Source organism: Bradyrhizobium sp. AZCC 1578 (assembly GCF_036924675.1).
Classification (GTDB): domain Bacteria; phylum Pseudomonadota; class Alphaproteobacteria; order Rhizobiales; family Xanthobacteraceae; genus Bradyrhizobium.
Window position 1 is genome coordinate 1,031,578 of sequence record NZ_JAZHRZ010000001.1, and the last position, 20,120, is coordinate 1,051,697.

The 20,120-nt window shown below is 61.7% G+C and carries 21 protein-coding genes, 2 tRNA genes and 1 pseudogene; 10 read left to right on the forward strand and 14 right to left on the reverse strand.

Annotation, left to right across the window (positions count from 1 at the left end):
- Positions 1 to 34: 34 nt before the first annotated feature.
- Complete coding sequence (locus tag V1290_RS05400) at positions 35 to 745, reverse strand: histidine phosphatase family protein (protein ID WP_334363385.1); 711 nt, start codon at positions 743 to 745, stop codon at positions 35 to 37.
- 138 nt (positions 746 to 883) lie between these two features.
- On the opposite strand from V1290_RS05400, the gene V1290_RS05405 reads away from it, so the two are divergent.
- Positions 884 to 1,669 carry an SDR family NAD(P)-dependent oxidoreductase gene (locus V1290_RS05405; protein WP_334363386.1) on the forward strand — a complete coding sequence of 262 codons (786 nt, stop codon included), beginning with the start codon at positions 884 to 886 and terminating at the stop codon, positions 1,667 to 1,669.
- A 17-nt stretch (positions 1,670 to 1,686) separates the two neighbouring features.
- Here V1290_RS05405 and V1290_RS05410 read toward each other — a convergent pair whose 3' ends face one another.
- The 3 genes from V1290_RS05410 to V1290_RS05420 are packed head-to-tail and all read right to left on the reverse strand — an operon-like array spanning position 1,687 to position 4,952.
- The gene (locus tag V1290_RS05410; protein WP_334363387.1) at positions 1,687 to 2,598 is read right to left on the reverse strand and encodes a DMT family transporter; all 912 of its coding nucleotides are present in this window, start codon (positions 2,596 to 2,598) and stop codon (positions 1,687 to 1,689) included.
- Between the two features lie 5 nt (positions 2,599 to 2,603).
- Positions 2,604 to 3,662 (reverse strand): phosphotransferase family protein, encoded by a 1,059-nt coding sequence (locus V1290_RS05415; protein ID WP_334363388.1) that lies wholly within the window; start codon positions 3,660 to 3,662, stop codon positions 2,604 to 2,606.
- A 57-nt stretch (positions 3,663 to 3,719) separates the two neighbouring features.
- Positions 3,720 to 4,952, reverse strand: coding sequence for an acyl-CoA dehydrogenase family protein (locus tag V1290_RS05420; RefSeq protein WP_334363389.1), 1,233 nt, complete (start codon positions 4,950 to 4,952; stop codon positions 3,720 to 3,722).
- Positions 4,953 to 5,159: 207 nt separating this feature from the next.
- Between V1290_RS05420 and V1290_RS05425 the strand changes: the two genes are divergently transcribed.
- From V1290_RS05425 to V1290_RS05435, 3 genes and pseudogenes are all read left to right on the forward strand, one after another.
- The gene (locus V1290_RS05425; RefSeq protein ID WP_334363390.1) at positions 5,160 to 5,852 is read left to right on the forward strand and encodes a TetR/AcrR family transcriptional regulator; all 693 of its coding nucleotides are present in this window, start codon (positions 5,160 to 5,162) and stop codon (positions 5,850 to 5,852) included.
- 7 nt (positions 5,853 to 5,859) lie between these two features.
- Positions 5,860 to 6,069: pseudogene (locus V1290_RS05430) on the forward strand (IS481 family transposase); the annotation flags it as partial.
- A gap of 240 nt (positions 6,070 to 6,309) precedes the next feature.
- Positions 6,310 to 6,636 (forward strand): hypothetical protein, encoded by a 327-nt coding sequence (locus V1290_RS05435; RefSeq protein ID WP_334363391.1) that lies wholly within the window; start codon positions 6,310 to 6,312, stop codon positions 6,634 to 6,636.
- Positions 6,637 to 6,646: 10 nt separating this feature from the next.
- On the opposite strand, the gene V1290_RS05440 is transcribed toward V1290_RS05435, so the two are convergent.
- Positions 6,647 to 7,039, reverse strand: a complete 393-nt coding sequence (locus V1290_RS05440) for a RidA family protein (RefSeq protein ID WP_334363392.1) — start codon at positions 7,037 to 7,039, stop codon at positions 6,647 to 6,649.
- 94 nt (positions 7,040 to 7,133) lie between these two features.
- A complete protein-coding gene (locus V1290_RS05445; protein ID WP_334363394.1) occupies positions 7,134 to 8,360 on the reverse strand; it encodes a CaiB/BaiF CoA transferase family protein in 1,227 nt (408 codons plus the stop codon).
- 237 nt (positions 8,361 to 8,597) lie between these two features.
- Here V1290_RS05445 and V1290_RS05450 point away from each other — a divergent pair, with 237 nt between their 5' ends.
- Together V1290_RS05450 and V1290_RS05455 are read left to right on the forward strand one after the other, a co-directional pair.
- Entirely contained in the window at positions 8,598 to 8,855 is a 258-nt protein-coding gene (locus V1290_RS05450; protein WP_334363395.1) for a type II toxin-antitoxin system Phd/YefM family antitoxin, read from the forward strand.
- Positions 8,852 to 9,235, forward strand: coding sequence for a type II toxin-antitoxin system VapC family toxin (locus tag V1290_RS05455; protein ID WP_334363396.1), 384 nt, complete (start codon positions 8,852 to 8,854; stop codon positions 9,233 to 9,235). The genes V1290_RS05450 and V1290_RS05455 overlap by 4 nt, the downstream gene beginning before the upstream one ends.
- Before the next feature lie 100 nt (positions 9,236 to 9,335).
- Here the strand turns inward: V1290_RS05455 and V1290_RS05460 are convergent, their stop codons facing one another.
- The 3 genes from V1290_RS05460 to V1290_RS05470 all read right to left on the reverse strand — a co-directional run bounded on the left by V1290_RS05460 (position 9,336) and on the right by V1290_RS05470 (position 12,623).
- The gene (locus V1290_RS05460) at positions 9,336 to 11,708 is read right to left on the reverse strand and encodes an ABC transporter substrate-binding protein (RefSeq protein ID WP_334363397.1); all 2,373 of its coding nucleotides are present in this window, start codon (positions 11,706 to 11,708) and stop codon (positions 9,336 to 9,338) included.
- A 317-nt stretch (positions 11,709 to 12,025) separates the two neighbouring features.
- Complete coding sequence (locus V1290_RS05465) at positions 12,026 to 12,400, reverse strand: YbaN family protein (protein WP_334363399.1); 375 nt, start codon at positions 12,398 to 12,400, stop codon at positions 12,026 to 12,028.
- A 149-nt stretch (positions 12,401 to 12,549) separates the two neighbouring features.
- Positions 12,550 to 12,623: transfer RNA gene (locus V1290_RS05470), tRNA-Gly, on the reverse strand.
- Between the two features lie 372 nt (positions 12,624 to 12,995).
- Between V1290_RS05470 and V1290_RS05475 the strand changes: the two genes are divergently transcribed.
- Both V1290_RS05475 and V1290_RS05480 read left to right on the forward strand, forming a co-directional pair.
- On the forward strand, positions 12,996 to 13,391 hold the full coding sequence (locus V1290_RS05475) for a YciI family protein (RefSeq protein ID WP_334363400.1): 396 nt from the start codon (positions 12,996 to 12,998) through the stop codon (positions 13,389 to 13,391).
- A gap of 217 nt (positions 13,392 to 13,608) precedes the next feature.
- Positions 13,609 to 14,343 (forward strand): Crp/Fnr family transcriptional regulator, encoded by a 735-nt coding sequence (locus V1290_RS05480; RefSeq protein ID WP_334363401.1) that lies wholly within the window; start codon positions 13,609 to 13,611, stop codon positions 14,341 to 14,343.
- Positions 14,344 to 14,377: 34 nt separating this feature from the next.
- Here the strand turns inward: V1290_RS05480 and V1290_RS05485 are convergent, their stop codons facing one another.
- A complete protein-coding gene (locus V1290_RS05485; RefSeq protein WP_334363402.1) occupies positions 14,378 to 14,620 on the reverse strand; it encodes a GIY-YIG nuclease family protein in 243 nt (80 codons plus the stop codon).
- A 95-nt stretch (positions 14,621 to 14,715) separates the two neighbouring features.
- Positions 14,716 to 14,801: transfer RNA gene (locus V1290_RS05490), tRNA-Tyr, on the reverse strand.
- A 206-nt stretch (positions 14,802 to 15,007) separates the two neighbouring features.
- On the opposite strand from V1290_RS05490, the gene rlmB reads away from it, so the two are divergent.
- Positions 15,008 to 15,835: a 23S rRNA (guanosine(2251)-2'-O)-methyltransferase RlmB gene (gene rlmB, locus V1290_RS05495; protein ID WP_334363403.1), complete on the forward strand. Its 828-nt coding sequence runs from the start codon at positions 15,008 to 15,010 to the stop codon at positions 15,833 to 15,835.
- A gap of 56 nt (positions 15,836 to 15,891) precedes the next feature.
- Here rlmB and V1290_RS05500 read toward each other — a convergent pair whose 3' ends face one another.
- Complete coding sequence (locus V1290_RS05500) at positions 15,892 to 16,266, reverse strand: hypothetical protein (protein WP_334363404.1); 375 nt, start codon at positions 16,264 to 16,266, stop codon at positions 15,892 to 15,894.
- 32 nt (positions 16,267 to 16,298) lie between these two features.
- Positions 16,299 to 16,745: a hypothetical protein gene (locus V1290_RS05505; RefSeq protein WP_334363405.1), complete on the reverse strand. Its 447-nt coding sequence runs from the start codon at positions 16,743 to 16,745 to the stop codon at positions 16,299 to 16,301.
- Between the two features lie 258 nt (positions 16,746 to 17,003).
- Here V1290_RS05505 and V1290_RS05510 point away from each other — a divergent pair, with 258 nt between their 5' ends.
- The gene (locus V1290_RS05510; protein WP_334363406.1) at positions 17,004 to 18,644 is read left to right on the forward strand and encodes an alkaline phosphatase family protein; all 1,641 of its coding nucleotides are present in this window, start codon (positions 17,004 to 17,006) and stop codon (positions 18,642 to 18,644) included.
- Positions 18,645 to 18,766: 122 nt separating this feature from the next.
- Here the strand turns inward: V1290_RS05510 and V1290_RS05515 are convergent, their stop codons facing one another.
- Positions 18,767 to 19,960: an alpha/beta fold hydrolase gene (locus V1290_RS05515; RefSeq protein ID WP_334363407.1), complete on the reverse strand. Its 1,194-nt coding sequence runs from the start codon at positions 19,958 to 19,960 to the stop codon at positions 18,767 to 18,769.
- Positions 19,961 to 20,120 lie beyond the last annotated feature (160 nt).

Here is a 20,120-nt window from a genome sequence, read left to right on the forward strand (position 1 = left end):
TAAGCAGCCTTTGCGGTCCTCAACAACTTGAGGCTTACGCCAGTTTCGTCGCTGGCGGCTCGACCTCCGGCCCGGCCGGCTGGTGCATCGCGTTGTGCGAGGCATCCGCGATCCACGGCTGCTGGTTCACCATTGGCAGCCGCCAGGCATTGTGGCCCGCGGTTGAAAGATGATCGAGCCGCGTCACCGAGCAATTGTCGATATCGAAGGCGAGACCTTTCTCCGGCTGACCGCCGAGCGCAAACCCGACCGCAGCCCTGATCGTGCCGCCATGCGCAACCACGATGATGTCCCTGCCCGCCTGTTCGGCATTGATGCGTTCGATCGCGTCGCATGTGCGATTGTACAGGTCCATGAAACTCTCGCCGCCGGGCGGGACCTCGTCGATGTCCGCAAACCAGTGACTGCCAACAGGGCGGCTGGCAAGGAACGCCACGCGATTCAGGCCCTGCCACTCACCGAGATGCTGCTCGGCAAAGCCGTTTATGTGCGGCATCTTCGAAGGCTTCGGAAAGCCGGCGGCCCAGATCGCATGCGCAGTCTGATGCGTGCGCTTCAGATTGCTTGCATACCAGACCGCGTTGCGCGGCAGGATTTTTCCGACCGCCTCGAACACGATGCGATCACTGCAGTCGCAGCCGAGATCCTTCTGCCCGTAAATGCAGCCGTTATCTTCGCGAACCGGCGCATGGCGGATCCACCACCATCGCGTCGTGACTGTCGTCGACTTGCCTGGATTGGACATCGCAACGTCCCTTCAATACTGTTCGTTGTCGCTGTACGTCAGAGCACGCATCGTCTCAAGTGACTTGGCGTTTGAAATCTTGTTTGAATTCCGCAACGCGGCACACGCCGACACGCATAACACTACAGGGAGAAGCTCATGGGCCGCCTCGAAGGCAAATCCGTCATCATCACAGGTGCCGGAAGCGGCATCGGACGCGCAGCATCGGTGCTGTTTTCCAAGGAAGGGGCGAAGCTCGTCATCGTCGACCGGACCGAGGGCGTAAAGGAAACCGCCAAGCTCGTCAGCGATGCCGGTGGCACCGTCGAGGCCGTGATGGCGGATGCCGGTTCGGAAGCCGATGTGAAGGCGTTCATCGACAAGGCGGTTTCGAAATACGGCCGGCTCGATGCGATCTGGGCCAATGCCGGTGTCAGCGGCGGGCTGGTGCCGCTGGCCGAGCAGACCGTCGAACACTGGCAGGAAGTTTTGCGCATCAATCTGATCGGGCCATTTCTCGCGATCAAGCATTCGATGCCGCACATGATCAGGCAGCAGTCCGGCTCGATCGTCTGCACCGCTTCCGTTGCAGGGCTTAAGGCCGGCGCCAGCGGTCATCCCTATGGCGCGAGCAAGGCCGGCGTCATCAGCCTGGTGCAGACCACGGCCTATTCGCTGTCCGGCACCGGCGTGCGCATCAACGCGGTCTGCCCCGGCCTGATCGAGACCGGCATGACCAAGCCGGTATTCGACCGCGCCAAGGAGCGCGGCACTTCCGACAAGATCGGCCAGCTCAATCCCCTGAAGCGCGCCGGCCAGCCGCACGAGCTCGCCGCGATGGGCCTGTTCCTCGCCAGCGACGAGGCTTCCTACGTCAACGGCCAGGCGATCCCAGTCGATGGCGGTCTCACCGCGTCGATGCCGTATACGGGGAAGCCAGTCTGATGTTTGTCGCATCATGATCACAACCCGTCGGGCGGCAGGCCCGATGACTCTGCTGCCAGCGCACGGTGACGGATGCGCTCGCGGTAGAAGGCGTAGAGGCCTGACAACACGATGATCGAGGCGCCCAGCACCATCATGGCATCGGGTACATCGCCGAACAGGAGATAGCCGAGCAGCATCGCCCACAGCAGCGCGGAGTAGCGGAACGGCGCCACCGCCGAGATGTCGCCCGAGCGCAGCGCCGAGATGATGCATTGATAGCCGATCAGCAGCAGCACCGCGGCCAGCGCCTGCAGGCCAAGGGCGCTCGCCGATGGCGGCGTCCAGCCGCCGAGCGGAACGAGGATGGCCCCGCCGGCCGCCGTCACCGTGACGGTCGTCAGCAAGGTGATGAACAGCGACGGAATCTTCGCCGGAATTTTCCGCGTTGCGAGGTCGCGCAGTGCGCAGAACGCCACCGACACCAGCGCGAACAGCGAGTACTCGCTGAAGCCTGCCAACCCCGGCCGCACGATGATGAGCACGCCGACGAAGCCTGCAACAATCGCCGACCAGCGCCGCCAGCCGACCGGCTCGCCAAATATCACTGCGGCGCCGAGCGTGATCGCCAGCGGCAGCGCCTGGAAGATCGCCGAGGTGTTGGCGAGCGGCAGATGCACGAGCGCTGCCATGAACGAGATCGTGCCGCCGATCTCGCCGATCACCCTGAGCGCCACCGGTTTTTGCACCAGCGTGCGCAGCGGACGCAACGCACCCTGATGCCAGGCGAACGCTGCGACCAGCACGATCGCGAACAGCCCGCGCACCAGCATCACCTGGCCGAAGTTCATCTCTGACGACACCGCCTTGGTGATGGAGTCGTTCATGGTGAACGCCGCCATGGACACCGCCATGAGCAGGCTGCCGCGGATATTCGGAGAGAGTGCCAATTCCGTTAGGTCGCGCCGGCTTTCTGAGCGTATTCCCAGGAAGACTTCGACAGCGGCACGGTGCGCGCCGCCGACTCCAGCGCCTTGGCGTTCGCAGCGGTGCCATCGCGAATACGTCCGGCGATACCCTGCGTAATGCCGGCGAGGCGGAACATGTTGTAGGCGAAATACCAGTTGAGATCGGGCACTTCCATGCCGGTGACGTTGCAGTAGATCTGCGCCGCCTCCTCCACGCTCGGAATGTTCAGCGCCTTGAGATCGGCTTTTTCCAAGCCCGGCATGGTCCACTGCATCAACAGATAAGTGAAGTCGGCCATGGGATCGCCGAGCGTCGACAGCTCCCAGTCCAGCACCGCCTGCACCCGCGGTTCCGTCGCGTGGAAAATCATGTTGTCGAGGCGGTAGTCGCCGTGAACGATCGAGACGCGCTTCTGTTCAGGTACAGTTCGCGGCAGCCATTCGGCTACTTTTTCGAATTCCGGAATGTGCTGGGTTTCCGAGGCGCGGTATTGCTTGGTCCAGCGGTCGATCTGGCGCGCGAAATAATTGCCCGGCTTGCCGAAATCGCCAAGCCCGATCGCTTCCGGATTGAAGACGTGGAGCTTCGCCAGCGTCTCGATCTTGCTGGTGAAGATCTTGCGCCGGTCGTCCGGCGTCTGGCTCGGCAGTGTCGGGTCCCAAAATACCCGGCCGTCTTCCATCGACATGATGTAGAAGGCGGCCCCGATCACGGCATCGTCGGTGCACAGCGCGTAGGCCTTCGCGACCGGAAAGCCCTGCTTGCCGAGCGCTGCAATGACGCGGAACTCGCGGTCGACCGCATGCGCTGACGGCAGCAATTTGCCGAACGGTTTTCGGCGCATCACGTAGGATCGGGCCGGCGTTTCGAGCTTGTAGGTCGGGTTAGACTGGCCGCCCTTGAACTGCAGGACCTTTAGCGGCCCCTGGTAGCCCTCGACATGCTCGCGCATCCAGCCGTCGAGGCTCGCCTCATTGATGCGATGGCGCTCTTCGACTTCCTTGGTGCCTGAGAACTCTTCGTCTTTCCTGACGCCGTCCGCCACGATGACGCTCCCTTGGATTCTTCTTGGACTTTGGGGAGCGCCATCGATGGCGTCCCGTTAGTGCGTAGCGTTTGCATACTTCCGAAGTTCAAGTCTGGCAATGGCGCGGTTATGCACCTCGTCCGGACCGTCCGCCAGCCGCAGCGTGCGCACATGCGCGTAGTCCACCGCCAGTCCGGCGTCATCGGAGACGCCGCCGCCGCCGAACGCCTGGATCGCGTTGTCAATGATCTTCAGCGCCATGTTCGGCGCCGCCACCTTGATCATGGCGATCTCGAGTTGCGCGGTCTTGTTGCCCACCTTGTCCATCATGTCGGCAGCCTTGAGGCACAGCAAGCGGTTCATCTCGATGTCGATGCGGGCTTCCGCGATGCGCTGCTCCCAGACCGAATGCTCGATGATCTTCTTGCCAAACGCGGTGCGCGACGACAGCCGGCGCACCATCTTCTCCAGCGCTTCCTCAGCCTTGCCGATGGTGCGCATGCAGTGATGGATACGGCCCGGACCGAGACGGCCCTGTGCGATCTCAAAGCCCTTGCCCTCGCCGAGCAGGATGTTCTCCTTGGGAACGCGGACGTTCTCCAGCAGCACCTGGGCGTGGCCGTGCGGCGCATCGTCGAAGCCGAACACCGGCAGCATTTTTTCCACCTTGATGCCGGGCGTGTCGAGCGGAACGATAATCTGCGACTGCTGCTGGTGACGCGCCGCGTTCGGGTCGGTCTTGCCCATCAGGATCGCGACCTTGCAGCGGGGATCGCCGACGCCGGACGACCACCATTTGCGGCCGTTGATGACGTAATGATCGCCATCCTTCTCGATGCGGGTTTCGATGTTGGTGGCGTCCGAGGATGCCACCGCAGGCTCGGTCATCAGGAAGGCGGAGCGGATCTCGCCGTCCATCAACGGACGCAGCCATTTGCGCTTCTGCTCCTTGGTGGCATAGCGCATGAACACTTCCATGTTGCCGGTATCGGGCGCGGAGCAATTGAAGACTTCGGACGCCCAACTGATGCGGCCCATCTCCTCGGAGAGCGGAGCGTATTCCAGATTGGTCAATCCTGCGCCACGGAATTCATCGTCCTCATGCGAGGACGGCGGCATGAACATGTTCCAGAGGCCTTCGGCGCGCGCCTTCTTTTTCAGATCTTCCAGGATCGGGATCACCTTCCAGCGCTCACCCTGCGCGTCCTGTTGCTTATAGATCGGCACCGCGGGGCGGACATGCGTGTTCATGAACGCGCGCACGCGGTTCAGCCATTCCTTTTGCTTGTCTGACATATCGAAATTCATGGGACGCTCCTCGGCTCTCGGCTTCTGAAAATCGCGTTTGGCCGCACTGTCTGCCCGCCACTCACGGCCGGCAAGCCGTTTTGCGAACCTGACAGTCCGGTCGGCTGGAGATGCGACACGTTCGCAAACGTTATTGACATTTCCAGCCCTTCAAACGATAGTTTCATACAACTGTTTGAATTGCAACTCCCCAAACGGGGGCCAGATATGTCGAGCGATCGGACCCGGTCTGCCATCCTTGCCGCCGCGGAAAAGCTTTACGCCGATCGCGGCTTCGGCGACGTAACGCTGCGCGACATCGTCGCGGAAGCCAACGTCAATCTCGCCGCGGTGAACTATCATTTCGGTTCCAAGGACGAACTGATCGCGGAACTGTTCGTCACCCGCAGCCTCGCCACCAACCGCGAGCGGCTCAACGAGTTGAAGCTTGCGGAGGAAAAAGGCGGTGGCCGCGCGCCGATCGACACCATCTTCCACGCGCTGGTCGGCCCTCCCCTGCGCGGCTGCCTCGGGCCCGACCGCGAAGGCTCGACCGCGGCGCGCTTCATGATCCGCGCCTCGATTGAATCGGTGCCGCCGATCCGCCGCATCAAGAACCGCGAGGTCGACCATCTGCGAAAATTCATCGCCGCGATGCGCCGCTCGCTCCCCGGCCGCGACGACGCCGAACTCTATTGGGGACTGCATTTCGCGCTGGCAATGTCGCATCATACCATCCGGGAAAAAGAACGGCTGTCCAGATTGTCGGAAGGACAATGCGACCTCAACGACGTCGATGCCATCATCGACCGCGTCGTTTCGGTCTCCGTGATGGCACTGACCGGCGGCGAGGCGCCGGCGAAAAAAGCGGCGGCGCGACCCGTGGTGCCGCACGGGAGACTGACCCGGCAAGACCTGTGAGTTGGACTCGTCAACGCGCAGCTATATCTCTTTCAAGGGGCAGTTCTGGAGAGTTCCGCAAGCCTTTGTCGGCGAGCGTCTCGCCATTCGACCGCTCGATCGCGACGGCAACTACGGTATCTTCTTTGCCAGCTGGCAAGTCGCATCGATCGACCTGACCAATGGCCAACCTGTCAGTGATGTGTCCGAACAGGTGTCAGCCATGTCTCCGGACTAAACACTTCGCGGACGATGACAACGGAATATGAGGCGACATGCTCGCGACGTACTTACGCGGGCGGCGAATCAGTTCGCCGTCGGTAGCTCCGGTCGTGCGGGATATCCAACCCACGCCAATGCGCGCGAGGTGAAGCTAGCGCACCTCGAATGGCTCGGAACGCTCGGGCTCGCTCGGCAGTTGTAGCGTTGAGGCAAGTGGACGCCTCACTACTGGCGAAGATCACCGAGAGGAATGCCGATGCCAACCCAGCCAACTATCGCCCGCATCTGGCGCGGCCGGACGCGGCCCGAAATTGCGGATAGCTACGAAGCCTATATCAAAGCCGAAGGAATTCCGCCGCTGGAGAAGACCGCGCTTGGCGTCCAGCTATTCCGGGAAGATCGCAAGCATGAGAGCTGGTTTACCACCATCTCGTATTGGCCCGATTTCGAGTCGATGACCGCCTTCACCAAGGGCAAGCCGACGAAGGTGCACCATCTCGACCGCGATCCTGAGTTCTTGATCGAACTCCCCGAGTTCATCCAGATTCACCGGATCCTGGTCGACCGGCAGGGCCTGCGTTGATTGGAACACCCTACATCACGGCGACACAATCAATCTCGATATCGAACGGTGCGAACCATTCGGGAACGCAAACGAAGATGCGCGCCGGGTGATCTTCCGGGAAGTAGCGCGCGTAGATCGCGTTGACCGTGGCGAAATGCGCTACCGAGGTGCAGTAGACGTTGCACTTCATGACATTTTGCAACGATGTGCCCGCGATCTCCAGGCACAGCTTCAATTGCTGAAGGACGAGTTCGGTCTGGCGTTCGATCGGGCCAGCGAAGAGCTCGCCGGTATCGGGATCGAACGGCGGCAGGCCGGAGACGAACACCATGCCGCCGCCGCGCGTGACCGGCGATACCGGCGCGCCCCGCTTTGCAAGCCAGGACGAGATCGGTTCGACGCGAATGACTTCCCGTTTCATCGTTGCACCTCTCGAGCAGACCTGATCGAGGGTGCAAGTTAGCTCAATCCGATGCCACCATGCTTCGATTGAGGTGGAAGTATCGATGTCGAGATCAGACGATCTTCTTCTCCTTCAGCGCTTCCACCTTTGCCTCGTCATAACCAATCGTCGCCAGCACGTCCTTGGTATCCGCGCCGAGCAGCGGCGGCGCGCGATATTCCTTCACCGGCGTCCCGGAGAAAGTGATGGCATTGCGGATCAGCGACAGGTCGGACTGCAGCGGATGGTTGACCTTGACCTGCATGCCGCGCGAGCGGACATGCGGATCGGAAAACACCTGCGAGAAATCGTTGATAGGACCCGAGGGCACGCCGGCCTTCTCCAGTTCTTCCAGCCAGTAGGCGACCGGCTTTTTCAGGAACAGCCCGGCGAAGATCGCCATGATCTCCTTGCCGTGGACGACGCGGTCGTTGTTCTTGACGAAGCGCGGATCGGTGGCGAGTTCGGGCGCGCCGAGCACGGCGCAGGTGCGCTGGAATTGGCCGTCATTGCCGACCACCAGCATCAATTCCCCATCGGTGCATCGGAACACGCCGGCCGGCATGCCGCCATTACCCCAGGTGCCGCGCCGCGGCGGGGTCTGGCCGTTGACGAGAAAGATCTGTGCGTAATGCGACAGCGCGGCGATCACGGTGTCGAACAGGCAGACGTCGACATGCTGCCCCTCCCCGCCATTGACCTTGCGGTGATAGAGCGCGGCCAGAATGCCGATCGATGAGTTCATGCCGGTCATGTAGTCGACGATCGAGGGGCCGACCTTCATCGGGCCGGCGCCGGGCTCGCCGTCGATATGGCCGGTGACGCTCATCAAGCCGCCCATTGCCTGCAGGATCGCGTCGTAACCGGCGCGCGGCGCGTAAGGGCCCGTCTGGCCGAAGCCGGTCACCGAGCAATAGATGATGCCGGGATTGATCGCCTTGATCGATTCGTAATCGAGCCCGTAGCGCTTGAGATCGCCGACCTTGTAATTCTCCATCATCACGTCGCAGCTCTTGGCGAGCTCGCGAATGATCTCCTGGCCCTCCGGGGCCGCGATATTGACGGTAAGGGATTTCTTGTTGCGGTTGGCGCAGAGGTAGAACGAGTTGTTATTGTTCTGCTTGCCCTCGGGATCCTTCAGGTAAGGCGGGCCGAAGGCGCGCGCGTCGTCGCCGCCGCCGGGACGTTCGATCTTGATCACCTCGGCGCCGAGATCGGCGAGCATCTGCGCCGACAAGGGACCAGCGAGCACCCGCGTCAGGTCGAGAATTTTGATGCCCGATAGTGGCAGAGCCGACATGAACGTCCTCCGAATTTTTGGCGTGGTGGCGCGGGAACAGAATCCGGCGCTGCGATGCTTGCCGATACACTATTTTGTGCGGCTGAGCCCTGCATTGTCGGCATGTAGGTATCCATCGCTGACTGGAGCTGCGACGAGGGCTCCGATCGATTGCGCTCCCTCTCGCACGCAACAATTGAATTGGACCACTAATTGGTCTATTCTTCCCAAGCCATCGATAATCGAACAAGACGCCTCATGCGCATCCCCGTCTCCGAAGCCAAAGGACAATTGACCGAGCTGGTGCGACGCGCCGAAGCCGGCGACGAAGTCATCCTGACCCGCCATGGCCTGCCGGCCGTGCGTCTGGTTCCGATCGCGGCAGCGCCGGACCGTAAGGCGCGTCGCGCCTTGCTTGAAGCCGCGCGCGCCAGCGGCGCGACAAAGGCCGCGGCCGGGCCCGACGCCGCCAGGAGTCAGGATTTCCTATACGGCGATGACGGCCTGCCCGGATGATCGCCGTCGATACGTCTGCTCTTATGGCTGTCGTGCTCGGTGAAGCCGAGGCCGACCCCTGCATCGCCACGCTGGAAACAGAAGACGAGCTATTGATCTCGGCGGTAACCATCGCCGAGGCATTGATCGTTGCGGACCACCGAAACGTCGGCGACGAGATGGGAAGCCTGATTGACGGGCTTGGCCTCAACACCATTGCCGTTTCGCTGGCCTCGGCACGAAGGGCCGCGCAGGCCTATGCACGATGGGGAAAAGGCATTCACGCCGCCGGACTCAACCTCGGCGACTGCTTCTCCTATGAGGTCGCGAAACAGCATCGCTGCCCCCTGCTCTTTGTCGGGAGCGATTTCGCGAAAACGGACATCAAAGGTGTTCTATGAACCGGACCATTCCAGTCACCCACCGCTAGCAGCGAAACGGGCGGCCCTGTGGAAGGAGCCGCCCGCTGCGATTGTCCAATCGTTATTGCCGATCGCCTGACTACCTGTTCGCGCCGGCCTTGGCGCGGCTGGCGCGCCATTCCAGGAATTCGCGGTACAGGGGATCGCGCTCCTGCGGGGAGAATGCGGCGGCGGCTGGCGCGGCAACCGGCGCCGGCACGGCACCCGATGCTGCCGATACGGCCGCGCCCGGAGGCATGTTGCGGTCGAGCCATTCCTGCGCCGCCTTGAAGCGGGTCCAGCCGGACACCGTCGCCCGCGGCGCCATTTCCCTCCACTTCGGATGGAACGGCGGACGCTGCAACTGCGCGACCTTGTCGAACATCGTGTCCACCAGCAGCGACAGGCGGCGGTAGCGATCGCTGTTCGGCGCCCAGTTATACGACGCCAGCACCGCTTCTGCCGCAACCGTCTCGACGTAGCCGCCATCCGGCACAAGGCCCGGGTAGTCCGCCGAAGAAAGCTTGGAAGGCAGATATTCCTCCTGCAGCGTCTTGGCGTAGTCGACCGGGACCAGATGCAGGTTGCGATCGTTGACCTGGTTCAGCCATTGCAACGGCTTGCCTTCGATCGCAACGATCGCGTCGACCTCACCCTTGCGCAGCATGTCCACCGCCAGTCGTGGCTCCTGGTAGATCAGATGCGGCCTGATCCCGAGCCGCTCGAACACGTTGATCGCGGTCACGAAGGTCGAACTGTCGGGCAAATCGACCACCACGGTCTTGCCGTCGAGTTCCCGCATGTTGGTGATCGTCCTCGGCGCGAGGACGTGCATTTCCTCGTTGAACATCTTGGCGACGTAGACGAACTGGTTGCGGATGTCCTTGGCGAAATCCTTGCGGTCGAGATAGGCCAGCGTGTCCTTGCGCACGATGCCGGCGTCGACGCCCCGCAGCAGCAAAATGTCCGCCACCGCCTGCACCGATCCGCGGCCCATGACCGGCAGGATCCGCAGCGCCGTGCCATTGTCGAGCACCGAGGCGAGATCGGCGCCCACCTGAGCATAGGTGGAGCCGAACGAGCCCGTCATCAGGCTCACGGTATTGGCGTTGAGCTGGTTGGCCAGATCGCGCTTGGTGGCGGTGCCGTACTTGAAGATCGTCTTGAACGAATCAGAGACGGCGCCCGGATCGATGCCGCTTCGCACCGGGCCGAAGTGCTGCCAATTGCCATTGGTAAAGCGCATCATCCGCATCTGCTCGATCGGCGCATGATCCGAGGGGCTGGTGTTGATCAGGATGCCCTGCACCATCATGGGAAGCTGGATACCCTTGATCGCGCGAGCCTGCTTCATGATGTTTTCGCGTGAGAGATCGTCGCCGCAGTTCTTCAGCACCTCGACCAGAGTCCTGCTGACCAGATAGCCAAGGACGGCCTGGCCGTTGGTCTTGCTCACGCTCGGAACATAGCGCTGCATGAAGGCGCTCCACTCGCGGAACGCCACGTCACCGGCCGCCGCCGCGTCTTCGCCCTCCAGCCTGTATGCTGCCGACAACAGGCCTTCCGCATTTTGCGGGCCCGCCGGCTGAATCACCGCCGAGTACGAATTGGCGATGGACGCCACGAAATGGTTCGGCCGCCAGCCGAGTTCGACGCTTCGCCGGATCGCCATGATGGCGAATTTCGGCGTGGTGAATTCAATGAAGACGTCGGCATTGGACGCCTTCAGCTTGGCCATCTGCGCATCGATATTGGTATCGGTGACCTTGTAGGGAGCCTCGGCAACGATTGCGACCTTGCCGCCCAGACCGTCCTTCAGGCCTTTCAAGTACTCCTTGCCCATGCCATCCTCCTGGTAGAGGACGGCGATCCGGCTGCGGGGATGGTTCTCCAGGATGTACTGCGCAAAAATTTGCGCTTCAGCCGTGTAGGTCGGCAGGAAGCCCATGGTCCAGGGAAATTCGCGCGGCTGGTCCCAGGCTGCTGCGCCCGACAAGGCATAAAGCTGCGGGACTTTTTTTGAGTTCAGATAGGGCTGGATCGCCGCGTTGGTGTTCGTACCGATGGTCCCCAAGGTGAAGAGAACCTGGTCCTCCTCGACGAGCTTGCGGGTCATCTCCATGGTTTTGTTGGGGTCATAGGCGTCGTCATAGGTGATCATATTGACCTTGCGGCCATTGATGCCACCCTCGGCGTTGACCTTGTCCAGATAGGCCGAGATGACCTTGGCGATGACGCCGTAGGCGGAAGCCGGACCGGTATAGGGAGCGGTGTTGCCGATCCGGATTTCATTGCTGCCCGGAGGAGCCGCGTACGCCTGATCGCTCATCATCGAGCCGGCCATCGCGGCCAACACCAGCGCCGCTGCCGCGTTGCGCCGAGGGATGATGTCGAACCGGCGCATGGCGTCGCGGGCCGAAGCCCAGGACAATTGTTCCATTCGCCAGCGAGTGATGCCGATCGTAGCTCCCATTACAGTCCCCCTGTGAGCCCATACTCTGCAAAATAATAAGCGCGTGATGCGAGCGGGCACCGTTTCAACCCTACTCGCCGACATTGTGTCTCAATCGGATTGATTTTGTGGCGAGTCCAGGCGTTCCGTAAGGCATGGTTACTGAGCGCGTATTTTCGCCCAAGAAATGCACGGAATTGCCGCCAACTCGCCACACGCGCAATCAGCGCGTGTCCGTGTAAGCCGCAGATGCCTGCGGCGCATCAACTTGCGGACACGCTGTCAGGGACAATTTTGATTAAATTTTGACCGACGGAGCGGTGAAGGAATCGAACCCGCTAGATGCCGTTCCCATCGGCCATCGCCGGCCGTGAAACGACATAGACGGCACAAGCAAGGAACATGACCGCCACAGCTACGGCAAGCGGCAATGACGGCTCGACGCTGTACCAGAACACGAGAAACCCGATCGTCATTCCCGCGCAAGCCATGGCCTTGGCCGACCGTGGGATGGCTCCGGCAGCGCGCCAATCCCGCAGCGGTTTGCCAAATGTCGGATGGTCCAGCAGCCATGCCTCGAACCGCGGCGACGAGCGCGCAAAACACGCCACTGCAACGATCAGGAAAACCGTGCCCGGCATCAGCGGCATCACCAGGCCGATCACGCCGAGCGCAACCATCACCCAACCGAGGCTGAAGTAGATGATGCGCATCAGACCTGCCGCCTGTCCTTCCCGTCAAACAAAGACCGCTCGCTTCCCGTTCATGCCACGGCTTGCCTAGCCGTAGCTCGCGGCCACGAGCCCGCCTTCGCCCGCTGGGCTTCGGCGCGGCAGCCTTCCCTCGCTTTGCGAGCGAAGGCTGGAGCGGGTGAAGGGAATCGAACCCTCGTATTCAGCTTGGAAGGCTGCTGCTCTACCATTGAGCTACACCCGCGCTGGCGTTGACCTAACACGACGCGCAGGCGGCCTCAACCGCCCCGCCGACCCTGTCCGCATGTCCTGTGCGGACCTTTCGACCAGGTCCGCACCCCTTAACAGGGGCAGATTCGCCGCTTATATTCGGATTTCCATCAACAACGAAAGGAGGTGATCCAGTGTCTTATACCAAGCGCTGTCACCTCGCTGGGATCGCCCGCTAGGCATGTCTTTTGGCCTGGCATCGGGGCGCTCTCAGCCCTGGACCAGCGAGCACAACAGTTGGGGCGCGACGGGAGTTGTCCCGCCGCGCCTTTTTATTTCTTAAACGTCCTATTTCTTAAACGTCCTCGAAAGGCAGCCAGTCCGGGCCGCCATAAAGGAGAAAACGATGCTCTACGCCATGCTGGCCTATCACGTCGAAGCCGAGGTCACATCCTGGACGGCGGAGGAGGACGCGGCCCTGATGAGCGAACTGCTGGCCGTGCATGAGCGGCTCAACGCCAAGAAGGTGCTCGGGCCGGCGGCGCGGCTGGGCGGCACGGCGAAAGCCCGCACCTTGCGCGGACCAGGCGCGGGAATGGTCATCGACGGACCGTTTGCCGAAACCAAGGAGCAGCTATTGGGTCTGTACGTGTTGAATTGCGCCAACGAGGAGGAAGCGATCGCGATTGCCCGCGACCTGCGGCGCGCCAATCCATCCGCCGTCTACGAAATCCGCCCGATCAGGCTCTATCTTCCCGGCGAATCCTTGCCGGAAACCTCGAGCGAACCCGGTCAGGGCTGACGTTCCTCGCTGGCGATGAGGCTGCGGATGCCTAGCGGCACTGCCATACCGCATCGCAACGGACCTTATCATCGCAACGGACCTTATAAACAAACATTATTGACTCGCTATCGGGGCGACCGACCCCCACATTGAATGCATCACCGACACAACCAGTGCTCGTAGGCGTTGGTGACTGAGAGTGTTGTGCTCCCGCCTGCAAAGGAAAGGAGATACGATGCCTCATTCAGCCAATCGTATTCTGTCCCGAGCAAGCCCTGTCGATCTCGAAGATCTCCGGCCGCATCTTCGCGTTATCGAAATGCAACGCGGCAAGGTCGTTGCGGAGAGCCGCGCGCGCGTCAATCAGGTGTACTTCCCGCACGGCGGCATCCTTTCCTGCGTTGTTGAACTGGAAGATGGTTGGACGATCGAAAGCGGCATGATCGGAAACGATGGGGTTTTCGGGGCTGCACAAGCGATCGATAGCAAGGCGTCGCTGCATAAAGTGGTGGTCCAGGTATCCGGCCTGGCGAGCGTCGTGGATGCGGAGCACCTCAAAGCGGTTGCCCTGTCTTCTCCTGACCTGCTCGCACTGCTCATCAAGTACGAACAATTCCTCCTCGGACAGGTGCAGCAGACGGCTGCCTGCAACGCGGTTCACAACGTTGAACAGCGGACCTGTAAGTGGCTGGTCAGGATGTGCGATCTGGTGGGCACCGAACTGCCGGTGACGCAGGAATTTTTGGCGCAGATGATGGGTGTGAGGCGAACCAGCGTCACCGGTGTTGCCAGCCAACTGCAAAAGGAGGGGCTGATCTCGTACAGCAGGGGCAAGCTAAGCATCCTGGACCAGGATCTCCTGCAGCGCCGCGCGTGCGAGTGTCACCAAACTGTTCGGGAGTTGTATGCTGCGGAGTTCGATGACACCGAACGAGCAGCGCTTCGGGCTCGACACAGCGCGTGTCCTTGAATTTCGGGGCTTGGCCTGCTGGCGGCGCGGCAGTCTACCAGAGCCGCTTTCTGGCAAACGCGTGCCCAGAGCCGGATTTCAGATAGCGCTCGAATGTGCGAGCCTTCTGTTCGTTCGAGAACGCAATGTATGTAACCAGCCTCCACGGGAGAAACTTGGAGGTATGTGGAGACTTGCCAGCATTATGGTCCGACAGTCGCCGCTGAACGTCAGACGCCATTCCGACGTAGCGCTGGTCGGAAAAACTTTCGCTTTGTAACAGGTAAACATAATGCATCTGGGGCGGCCCTCCTTCGCCAAGGCTTCGGAGGGCATCCTGCTTCGCGGTCAGCTAGGCTGCAATCCTGCGAAGCGCCTTGGCGCGAAGCAGGATGGTGGGGAAGGAAGGACTCGAACCTTCGAAGCCATACGGCGGCTGATTTACAGTCAGCTCCCTTTGCCACTCGGGACACTTCCCCGTCCGACAGCGTCACCGAACCGACCGCCCGAGTGGCGGAGGACCGGACCCAAGGATGACGCTGAGGCCGAAAGCCCGTTTCGAACCGGCTGCGACCGGCGCGTTTATGGGCGAAGCGGGATGGCAAAGTCAACCAACGCGGACTACCAAAAATAGGTTCGATCAGACCAAATTGCCATATTCGGGCCCCCGTGACACAAGCTCCCCATGAGCGATCGCGACCGAAAACCGCCGTTCCGCCGCGGCGGCGGCAAACCCTTCGAAAAAGGGCGGAAATTCGCCCGTCCGCCGGGCCGGCGCGACCGGGAAACAAGCTCCGACGGGCCGGCGATTCTCTATGGCTGGCACACGGTCTCGGCTGCGCTAGCCAACCCGGAACGGCGGATCCGAAAGCTGTTCCTGACCGAAAACGCCGCCCGGCGGCTGGCAGAGGAAAATATCGATACCCGCGTTGCCCCGGAAATCGTCCGGCCGAACGCGATCGACCAGCGGCTCGGGCCGGACGCCGTGCACCAGGGGCTGTTGGCCGAGGCCGATCCCCTGCCCTCGCCCGATATCGACACGCTGCCGCAGGACGGCATCGTGCTGGTGCTCGACCAGATCACCGATCCGCACAATGTCGGCGCCATCATGCGCTCGGCGGCGGCCTTTGCGGTGAAAGCGATCGTCACCACGGCCCGCCACAGCCCGGAAGCAACCGGCGTGCTGGCCAAATCCGCCTCCGGCGCGCTGGAGCTGGTGCCGCTGGTCACCGTGCAAAATCTCGCCCGCGCGCTCACCGAACTGAACGACCGCGGCTTCTTGACGGTCGGGCTGGACAGCGAGGGGACCGAGGACCTCGCCGCCGTGCCCTTGCAGCAACCGCTGGCGCTGGTGCTGGGCGCCGAGGGCAAGGGCCTGCGGCAACTGACCCGCGAAACCTGCCGCGCGGTGGCCCGGCTCGACATGCCCGGCGAGATCAAGAGCCTGAATGTTTCGAACGCCGCGGTGCTGGCGCTCTATATCGGCGCGAGCAGATTGGGCCTGATGAAATGAACAACGCCCGCTCGCGGAAAGCGAACGGGCGCTGAAGCTTTCAAACTACCGCTGGATCAGTAATAGCGGCGCAGTACGGGCCGACCGTGGTAGTAACGCCCCGTGTAACGGTAACCGTTCCGATGATAGCCGTACGAACGGTTGTAGCCATAGCCGTAACCGGAGATCGCGCCTTCGCGATAGACCGGATAAGGCGCGAAATTGCCCGGACCGGTATAGGTCGGGCCCTGGTTGACATAATAATACTGCTGCTCTGGATCGGGCAGACGCTCGCGGACCCAGCCGCCGCAGGGGCTGCAGCCGGCATAGCCGTAGGTCACGGCCGGGGCGACGTAGACCGGTGCTGCGCACGGGGCGTAACCGCAGGCCATCGCTGGTGCTGCAGCCATGACGGCCACTGCCGCCACTAATCCTTTAAGTATCTGACGCATTACTCTCTCCTGTTCGTATTTGCTTGGTCTTCTTAACGTGGAAGGTGATGCGGCCATCGCCTATCATCGCGCGGTGCGTAGATGATTTCGGGCGGATCGACGGGCACGTTGGACTGCGCCGGCAACGGCGCCGACTGCGCCGACCAGGACTGATGGTAGCTCTCGGCCGGTTGCGGCAACCTTCGATTCGCCGGCGGCTCGATTTCCAGGCGCCCGTAACCGGGCATGCGGCCGGCGCTCGGATAATAATGACCGACGCGCGGGACCGGATCGACATAGCGGCCGCCGTAGACAGTCGGCTCGACATGGGTGCCCTTGCCGAGGCCCCAGTCACCCTCGACCACCGCATAGGATGCATCGACGCCGTTAATGATGACGGGAACGCCGGGACGGCCCGGAATCACGATCTCGAAGCCGCCGCCGGCAAAGGCGGTCGAATTCGTCGCGATGAAAAGTGCCAGTGTGACGCCAATGCGCATCGCTTGAGATCCGGTTTTTCTAACGTCCCAATTTAATCCAACATGCCGGTTCAGGGGTTAAGGCCTTCGGCCAAATTGCCGGTAAGGCTAACGCGCAACCATGGATCGTCATTCAATTGCGAGAAATGCCGCTATCCAAACGTTAACGCCTCCAGGATCGGAAGGCCGACCCGGTGGTTTGGCCGCCCGCTCGATTGTCATTTGCGCTGACATATCGCACCATCCAGCCCCCTCCCAACGCCAGCCGAAATGCCTGAAATGACGACCAAAACGCCTGCAAAGAACGTGCTCTGGATCATGTGCGACCAGCTTCGCTACGATTATCTCGGCTGTACCGGGCACCCTGTGCTGAAGACGCCGAACATCGACGCGATGGCCAAACGCGGCGTATTGTTCTCCAACGCCTATGTGCAGTCGCCGATCTGCGGCCCGTCGCGGATGTCGTTCTATACCGGCCGCTACATGCGCTCGCACGGCTCGCACTGGAACGGCTGGCCGCTGCGCGTCGGCGAACCGACGCTCGGCGATCACTTAAAGAAGATCGGCGTCCGCAACGTGCTGGTCGGCAAGACGCACATGGCGCCCGATCTCGAAGGGCTGAAGAGCCTCGGCATCCCCGCCGACTCGATCATCGGCGTGCATGTGTCGGAATGCGGGTTCGAGCCCTATGAGCGCGACGACGGCCTGCATCCGACGGGACGGCCGCGGCCGGCCTACGACAATTATCTGCGCCAGCATGGCTACGACGCGCCCAATCCGTGGGAGCACTGGGCCAATTCCGGCGCGGCCGAGGACGGTAGCCTGCAGAACGGCTGGCTATTGGTTCACGCCGACAAGGCTGCCCGCGTGCCCGACGAGCACTCCGAGACACCCTACATGACGCGGCGCGCGATGGAGTTCATCGCGGAAGCCGAGGACGACGGCCGGCCCTGGTGCTTGCATTTGTCCTACATCAAGCCGCACTGGCCCTATATCGCGCCGGAGCCCTACGCCAGCATGTACGGGCCGCAGGACGTGCAGCCGGTGATCCGTTCGCAGGAGGAACGCGCCAACGCACATCCGGTGTTCGCCGCCTATATGGACATGCGCTATTCGCGCAACATGTCGCGCAACGAGGCGCGCGAAAAAGTCATTCCGACCTATATGGGCCTGATCAAGCAGATCGACGACCAGATGGGCGTGTTGATGCAGTTCCTCGAAACCCGCGGCCTGCTCGACACCACCATGATCGTATTCACGTCGGACCATGGCGACTATCTCGGCGATCACTGGATGGGCGAGAAGGACCTGTTCCACGAGCAATCGGCGAAAATCCCGCTGATCGTGATCGACCCCTCGCCTGCCGCCGATGCCACGCGTGGCACGGTCAGCGAAGCGCTGGTCGAGGCGATCGACCTGGCGCCGACCTTCATCGACTATTTCGGCGCCACGCCGCCGGATCATATCCTGGAAGGACGCTCGCTGGTGCCGCTGCTGCACGGCGCGCCGCCCGCCGACTGGCGCAAGGTGGTGTTCTCCGAATACGATTACGCCATGCAGGACGTCCGCGTCATGCTGAACCAGCCGATCGAGCGCTGCCGGCTGTTCATGGTGTTCGACGGCCGCTGGAAATACATTCACGCGTCCGGCTTCCGCCCGATGCTCTACGACCTCGAAACCGATCCGCAGGAATTTTGCGATCGCGGCGCCGACCCGGCCTGCGCCGACATCGTGGCGCGGCTGCAGTCAGAGCTATTCGATTGGGCGCTGCACCCGAAGATGCACATCACCACGCCGAGCACGAAGATCGCCGCCTATGCAGCCCAACAGTTGCAGGTCAGGAACGGCGTTTTGATCGGCATCTGGGACGAGGCCGAACTTGGCGCGATCAGAGAGAAGATCGGGATTATCCGCAGTTGAATTTCAAGAGCGATCATCGGCCGCAGAGTCCGAACGACGAGAAATTTGAAAATAAAACCGACACGGGCGAGACGCGGCTTTGACCCAAATGCGGACGCTCGGATCGCTCGAAACAGTGAGTGTCAGACGTCCAACAAAAACGTCTCAACCTCGCCGATGAACTTTGACCAGGCGGGCTCGCCCGGTATGGGGACGTGGTTCTCTGAGTCCAAGATCACGAATTTGGCATTCGGGATGGACGTGGCGATACGACGCCCCTCGTCAAACGGCGCTGCGTTGTCGTGACGGCAGTGAAGGACCACGGTTGGGGCAGATACCTTCGGCAACAGATCGAGAATGTCGATATCGTCAACGGCGTATCGGTTCATGATCGCGTTTTCGATTGATGTCGAGAGGCGCAGCAGGTTTGCGTACCACTTGATCTGCTCGACCGAAGCGCCGGGAAGAAAGACAGAGCTGAATATCCTTAGCAGAGCGGAGTTATCGTCGCCCCATCCCTGTCGCATGATGGCAATCCACGCTCTCGCGATTTCCGCCTCTCTCGCAGAGGAGCGTTTATTGCGGCCTAGCGCGAAGCCGCCGTGAAGGATCAGTTTTGACACACGTTCGGGATAGCGGGCAGCATGAGCGATGGCAGTTGCTGCTCCCTGCGATATGCCCAAGATGGCGTAACGATGCAGATGCAAAGCATCAACGACAGCGTCCAGGTCGCGCTCGAACGTTGTGAAGGAAATGTCGGTGATGTCTCGATCGGACAGCCCAAAACCTCGACCATCGTACCGAACGAGCCGGACTCGGTCGGCGAGGAAACGGCAAAGCGGTCCGCGGATAGGACTCTGCCAGTCGTACTCGACATGGGTGGCCCAGGTGGGAATACACACAAGCGGCATGCCCTGGCCCACACATGCAACGGCGATGTTGACGCCATCTTGTGTTCGGCAGAATGTGAGGTCCTGACTAGGCGAGCCGATGGCCGGAGGTCGCTTGTCCAGTTCCTGGTCGGATAACTCGGCCGCGAACAGGTAGCCCCGGCGCGGGACGGTCTTGACGATCTCATGGGCATCGTCGGACAGCGCTTCGCGGATGTCCCTGATGCACTGGACGAGACAGCCATCGGATACGAACACGTTGGGCCAGGTAGCTCTGATTAGCTCTTCCTTGGAAATGAGCCTGCCAGCGTGCACAGCGAGGTAGCGTAGTACATCGAAGGACTTCGGGCGAAGTTGAAGCTCCCGCCCGCCGCGCATGACCGCGCAGCGCTGCAGGTCGAGGGCATAGCCGCTGAAGCACAGCATCCTGGGAGAGTCGGAATGCATCCTGACCTCCACCGCGACCTTCAAAATACAATCTTACCACCTTCACCGATATTTCGGCGAAATTTCATCGCGCCTTCGCTACGCCAGGTGCTCGCCATGCCAGTGTCGGCGCGGTCGGGTGGGCGCGCCCCGTCGGGTTGCTTCAGACCCGTTGCAAAAG

Coding starts and splice junctions, on each gene's coding strand:
- V1290_RS05400 (WP_334363385.1), bottom strand. CDS start 745: ATGTCCAATCCAGGCAAGTCGACGACAGTCACGACGCGATGGTGGTGG.
- V1290_RS05405 (WP_334363386.1), top strand. CDS start 884: ATGGGCCGCCTCGAAGGCAAATCCGTCATCATCACAGGTGCCGGAAGC.
- V1290_RS05420 (WP_334363389.1), bottom strand. CDS start 4,952: ATGAATTTCGATATGTCAGACAAGCAAAAGGAATGGCTGAACCGCGTG.
- V1290_RS05425 (WP_334363390.1), top strand. CDS start 5,160: ATGTCGAGCGATCGGACCCGGTCTGCCATCCTTGCCGCCGCGGAAAAG.
- V1290_RS05435 (WP_334363391.1), top strand. CDS start 6,310: ATGCCAACCCAGCCAACTATCGCCCGCATCTGGCGCGGCCGGACGCGG.
- V1290_RS05440 (WP_334363392.1), bottom strand. CDS start 7,039: ATGAAACGGGAAGTCATTCGCGTCGAACCGATCTCGTCCTGGCTTGCA.
- V1290_RS05445 (WP_334363394.1), bottom strand. CDS start 8,360: ATGTCGGCTCTGCCACTATCGGGCATCAAAATTCTCGACCTGACGCGG.
- V1290_RS05450 (WP_334363395.1), top strand. CDS start 8,598: ATGCGCATCCCCGTCTCCGAAGCCAAAGGACAATTGACCGAGCTGGTG.
- V1290_RS05455 (WP_334363396.1), top strand. CDS start 8,852: ATGATCGCCGTCGATACGTCTGCTCTTATGGCTGTCGTGCTCGGTGAA.
- V1290_RS05460 (WP_334363397.1), bottom strand. CDS start 11,708: ATGGGAGCTACGATCGGCATCACTCGCTGGCGAATGGAACAATTGTCC.
- V1290_RS05465 (WP_334363399.1), bottom strand. CDS start 12,400: ATGCGCATCATCTACTTCAGCCTCGGTTGGGTGATGGTTGCGCTCGGC.
- V1290_RS05475 (WP_334363400.1), top strand. CDS start 12,996: ATGCTCTACGCCATGCTGGCCTATCACGTCGAAGCCGAGGTCACATCC.
- V1290_RS05480 (WP_334363401.1), top strand. CDS start 13,609: ATGCCTCATTCAGCCAATCGTATTCTGTCCCGAGCAAGCCCTGTCGAT.
- V1290_RS05485 (WP_334363402.1), bottom strand. CDS start 14,620: ATGCATTATGTTTACCTGTTACAAAGCGAAAGTTTTTCCGACCAGCGC.
- rlmB (WP_334363403.1), top strand. CDS start 15,008: ATGAGCGATCGCGACCGAAAACCGCCGTTCCGCCGCGGCGGCGGCAAA.
- V1290_RS05500 (WP_334363404.1), bottom strand. CDS start 16,266: ATGCGTCAGATACTTAAAGGATTAGTGGCGGCAGTGGCCGTCATGGCT.
- V1290_RS05505 (WP_334363405.1), bottom strand. CDS start 16,745: ATGCGCATTGGCGTCACACTGGCACTTTTCATCGCGACGAATTCGACC.
- V1290_RS05510 (WP_334363406.1), top strand. CDS start 17,004: ATGACGACCAAAACGCCTGCAAAGAACGTGCTCTGGATCATGTGCGAC.
- V1290_RS05515 (WP_334363407.1), bottom strand. CDS start 19,960: ATGCATTCCGACTCTCCCAGGATGCTGTGCTTCAGCGGCTATGCCCTC.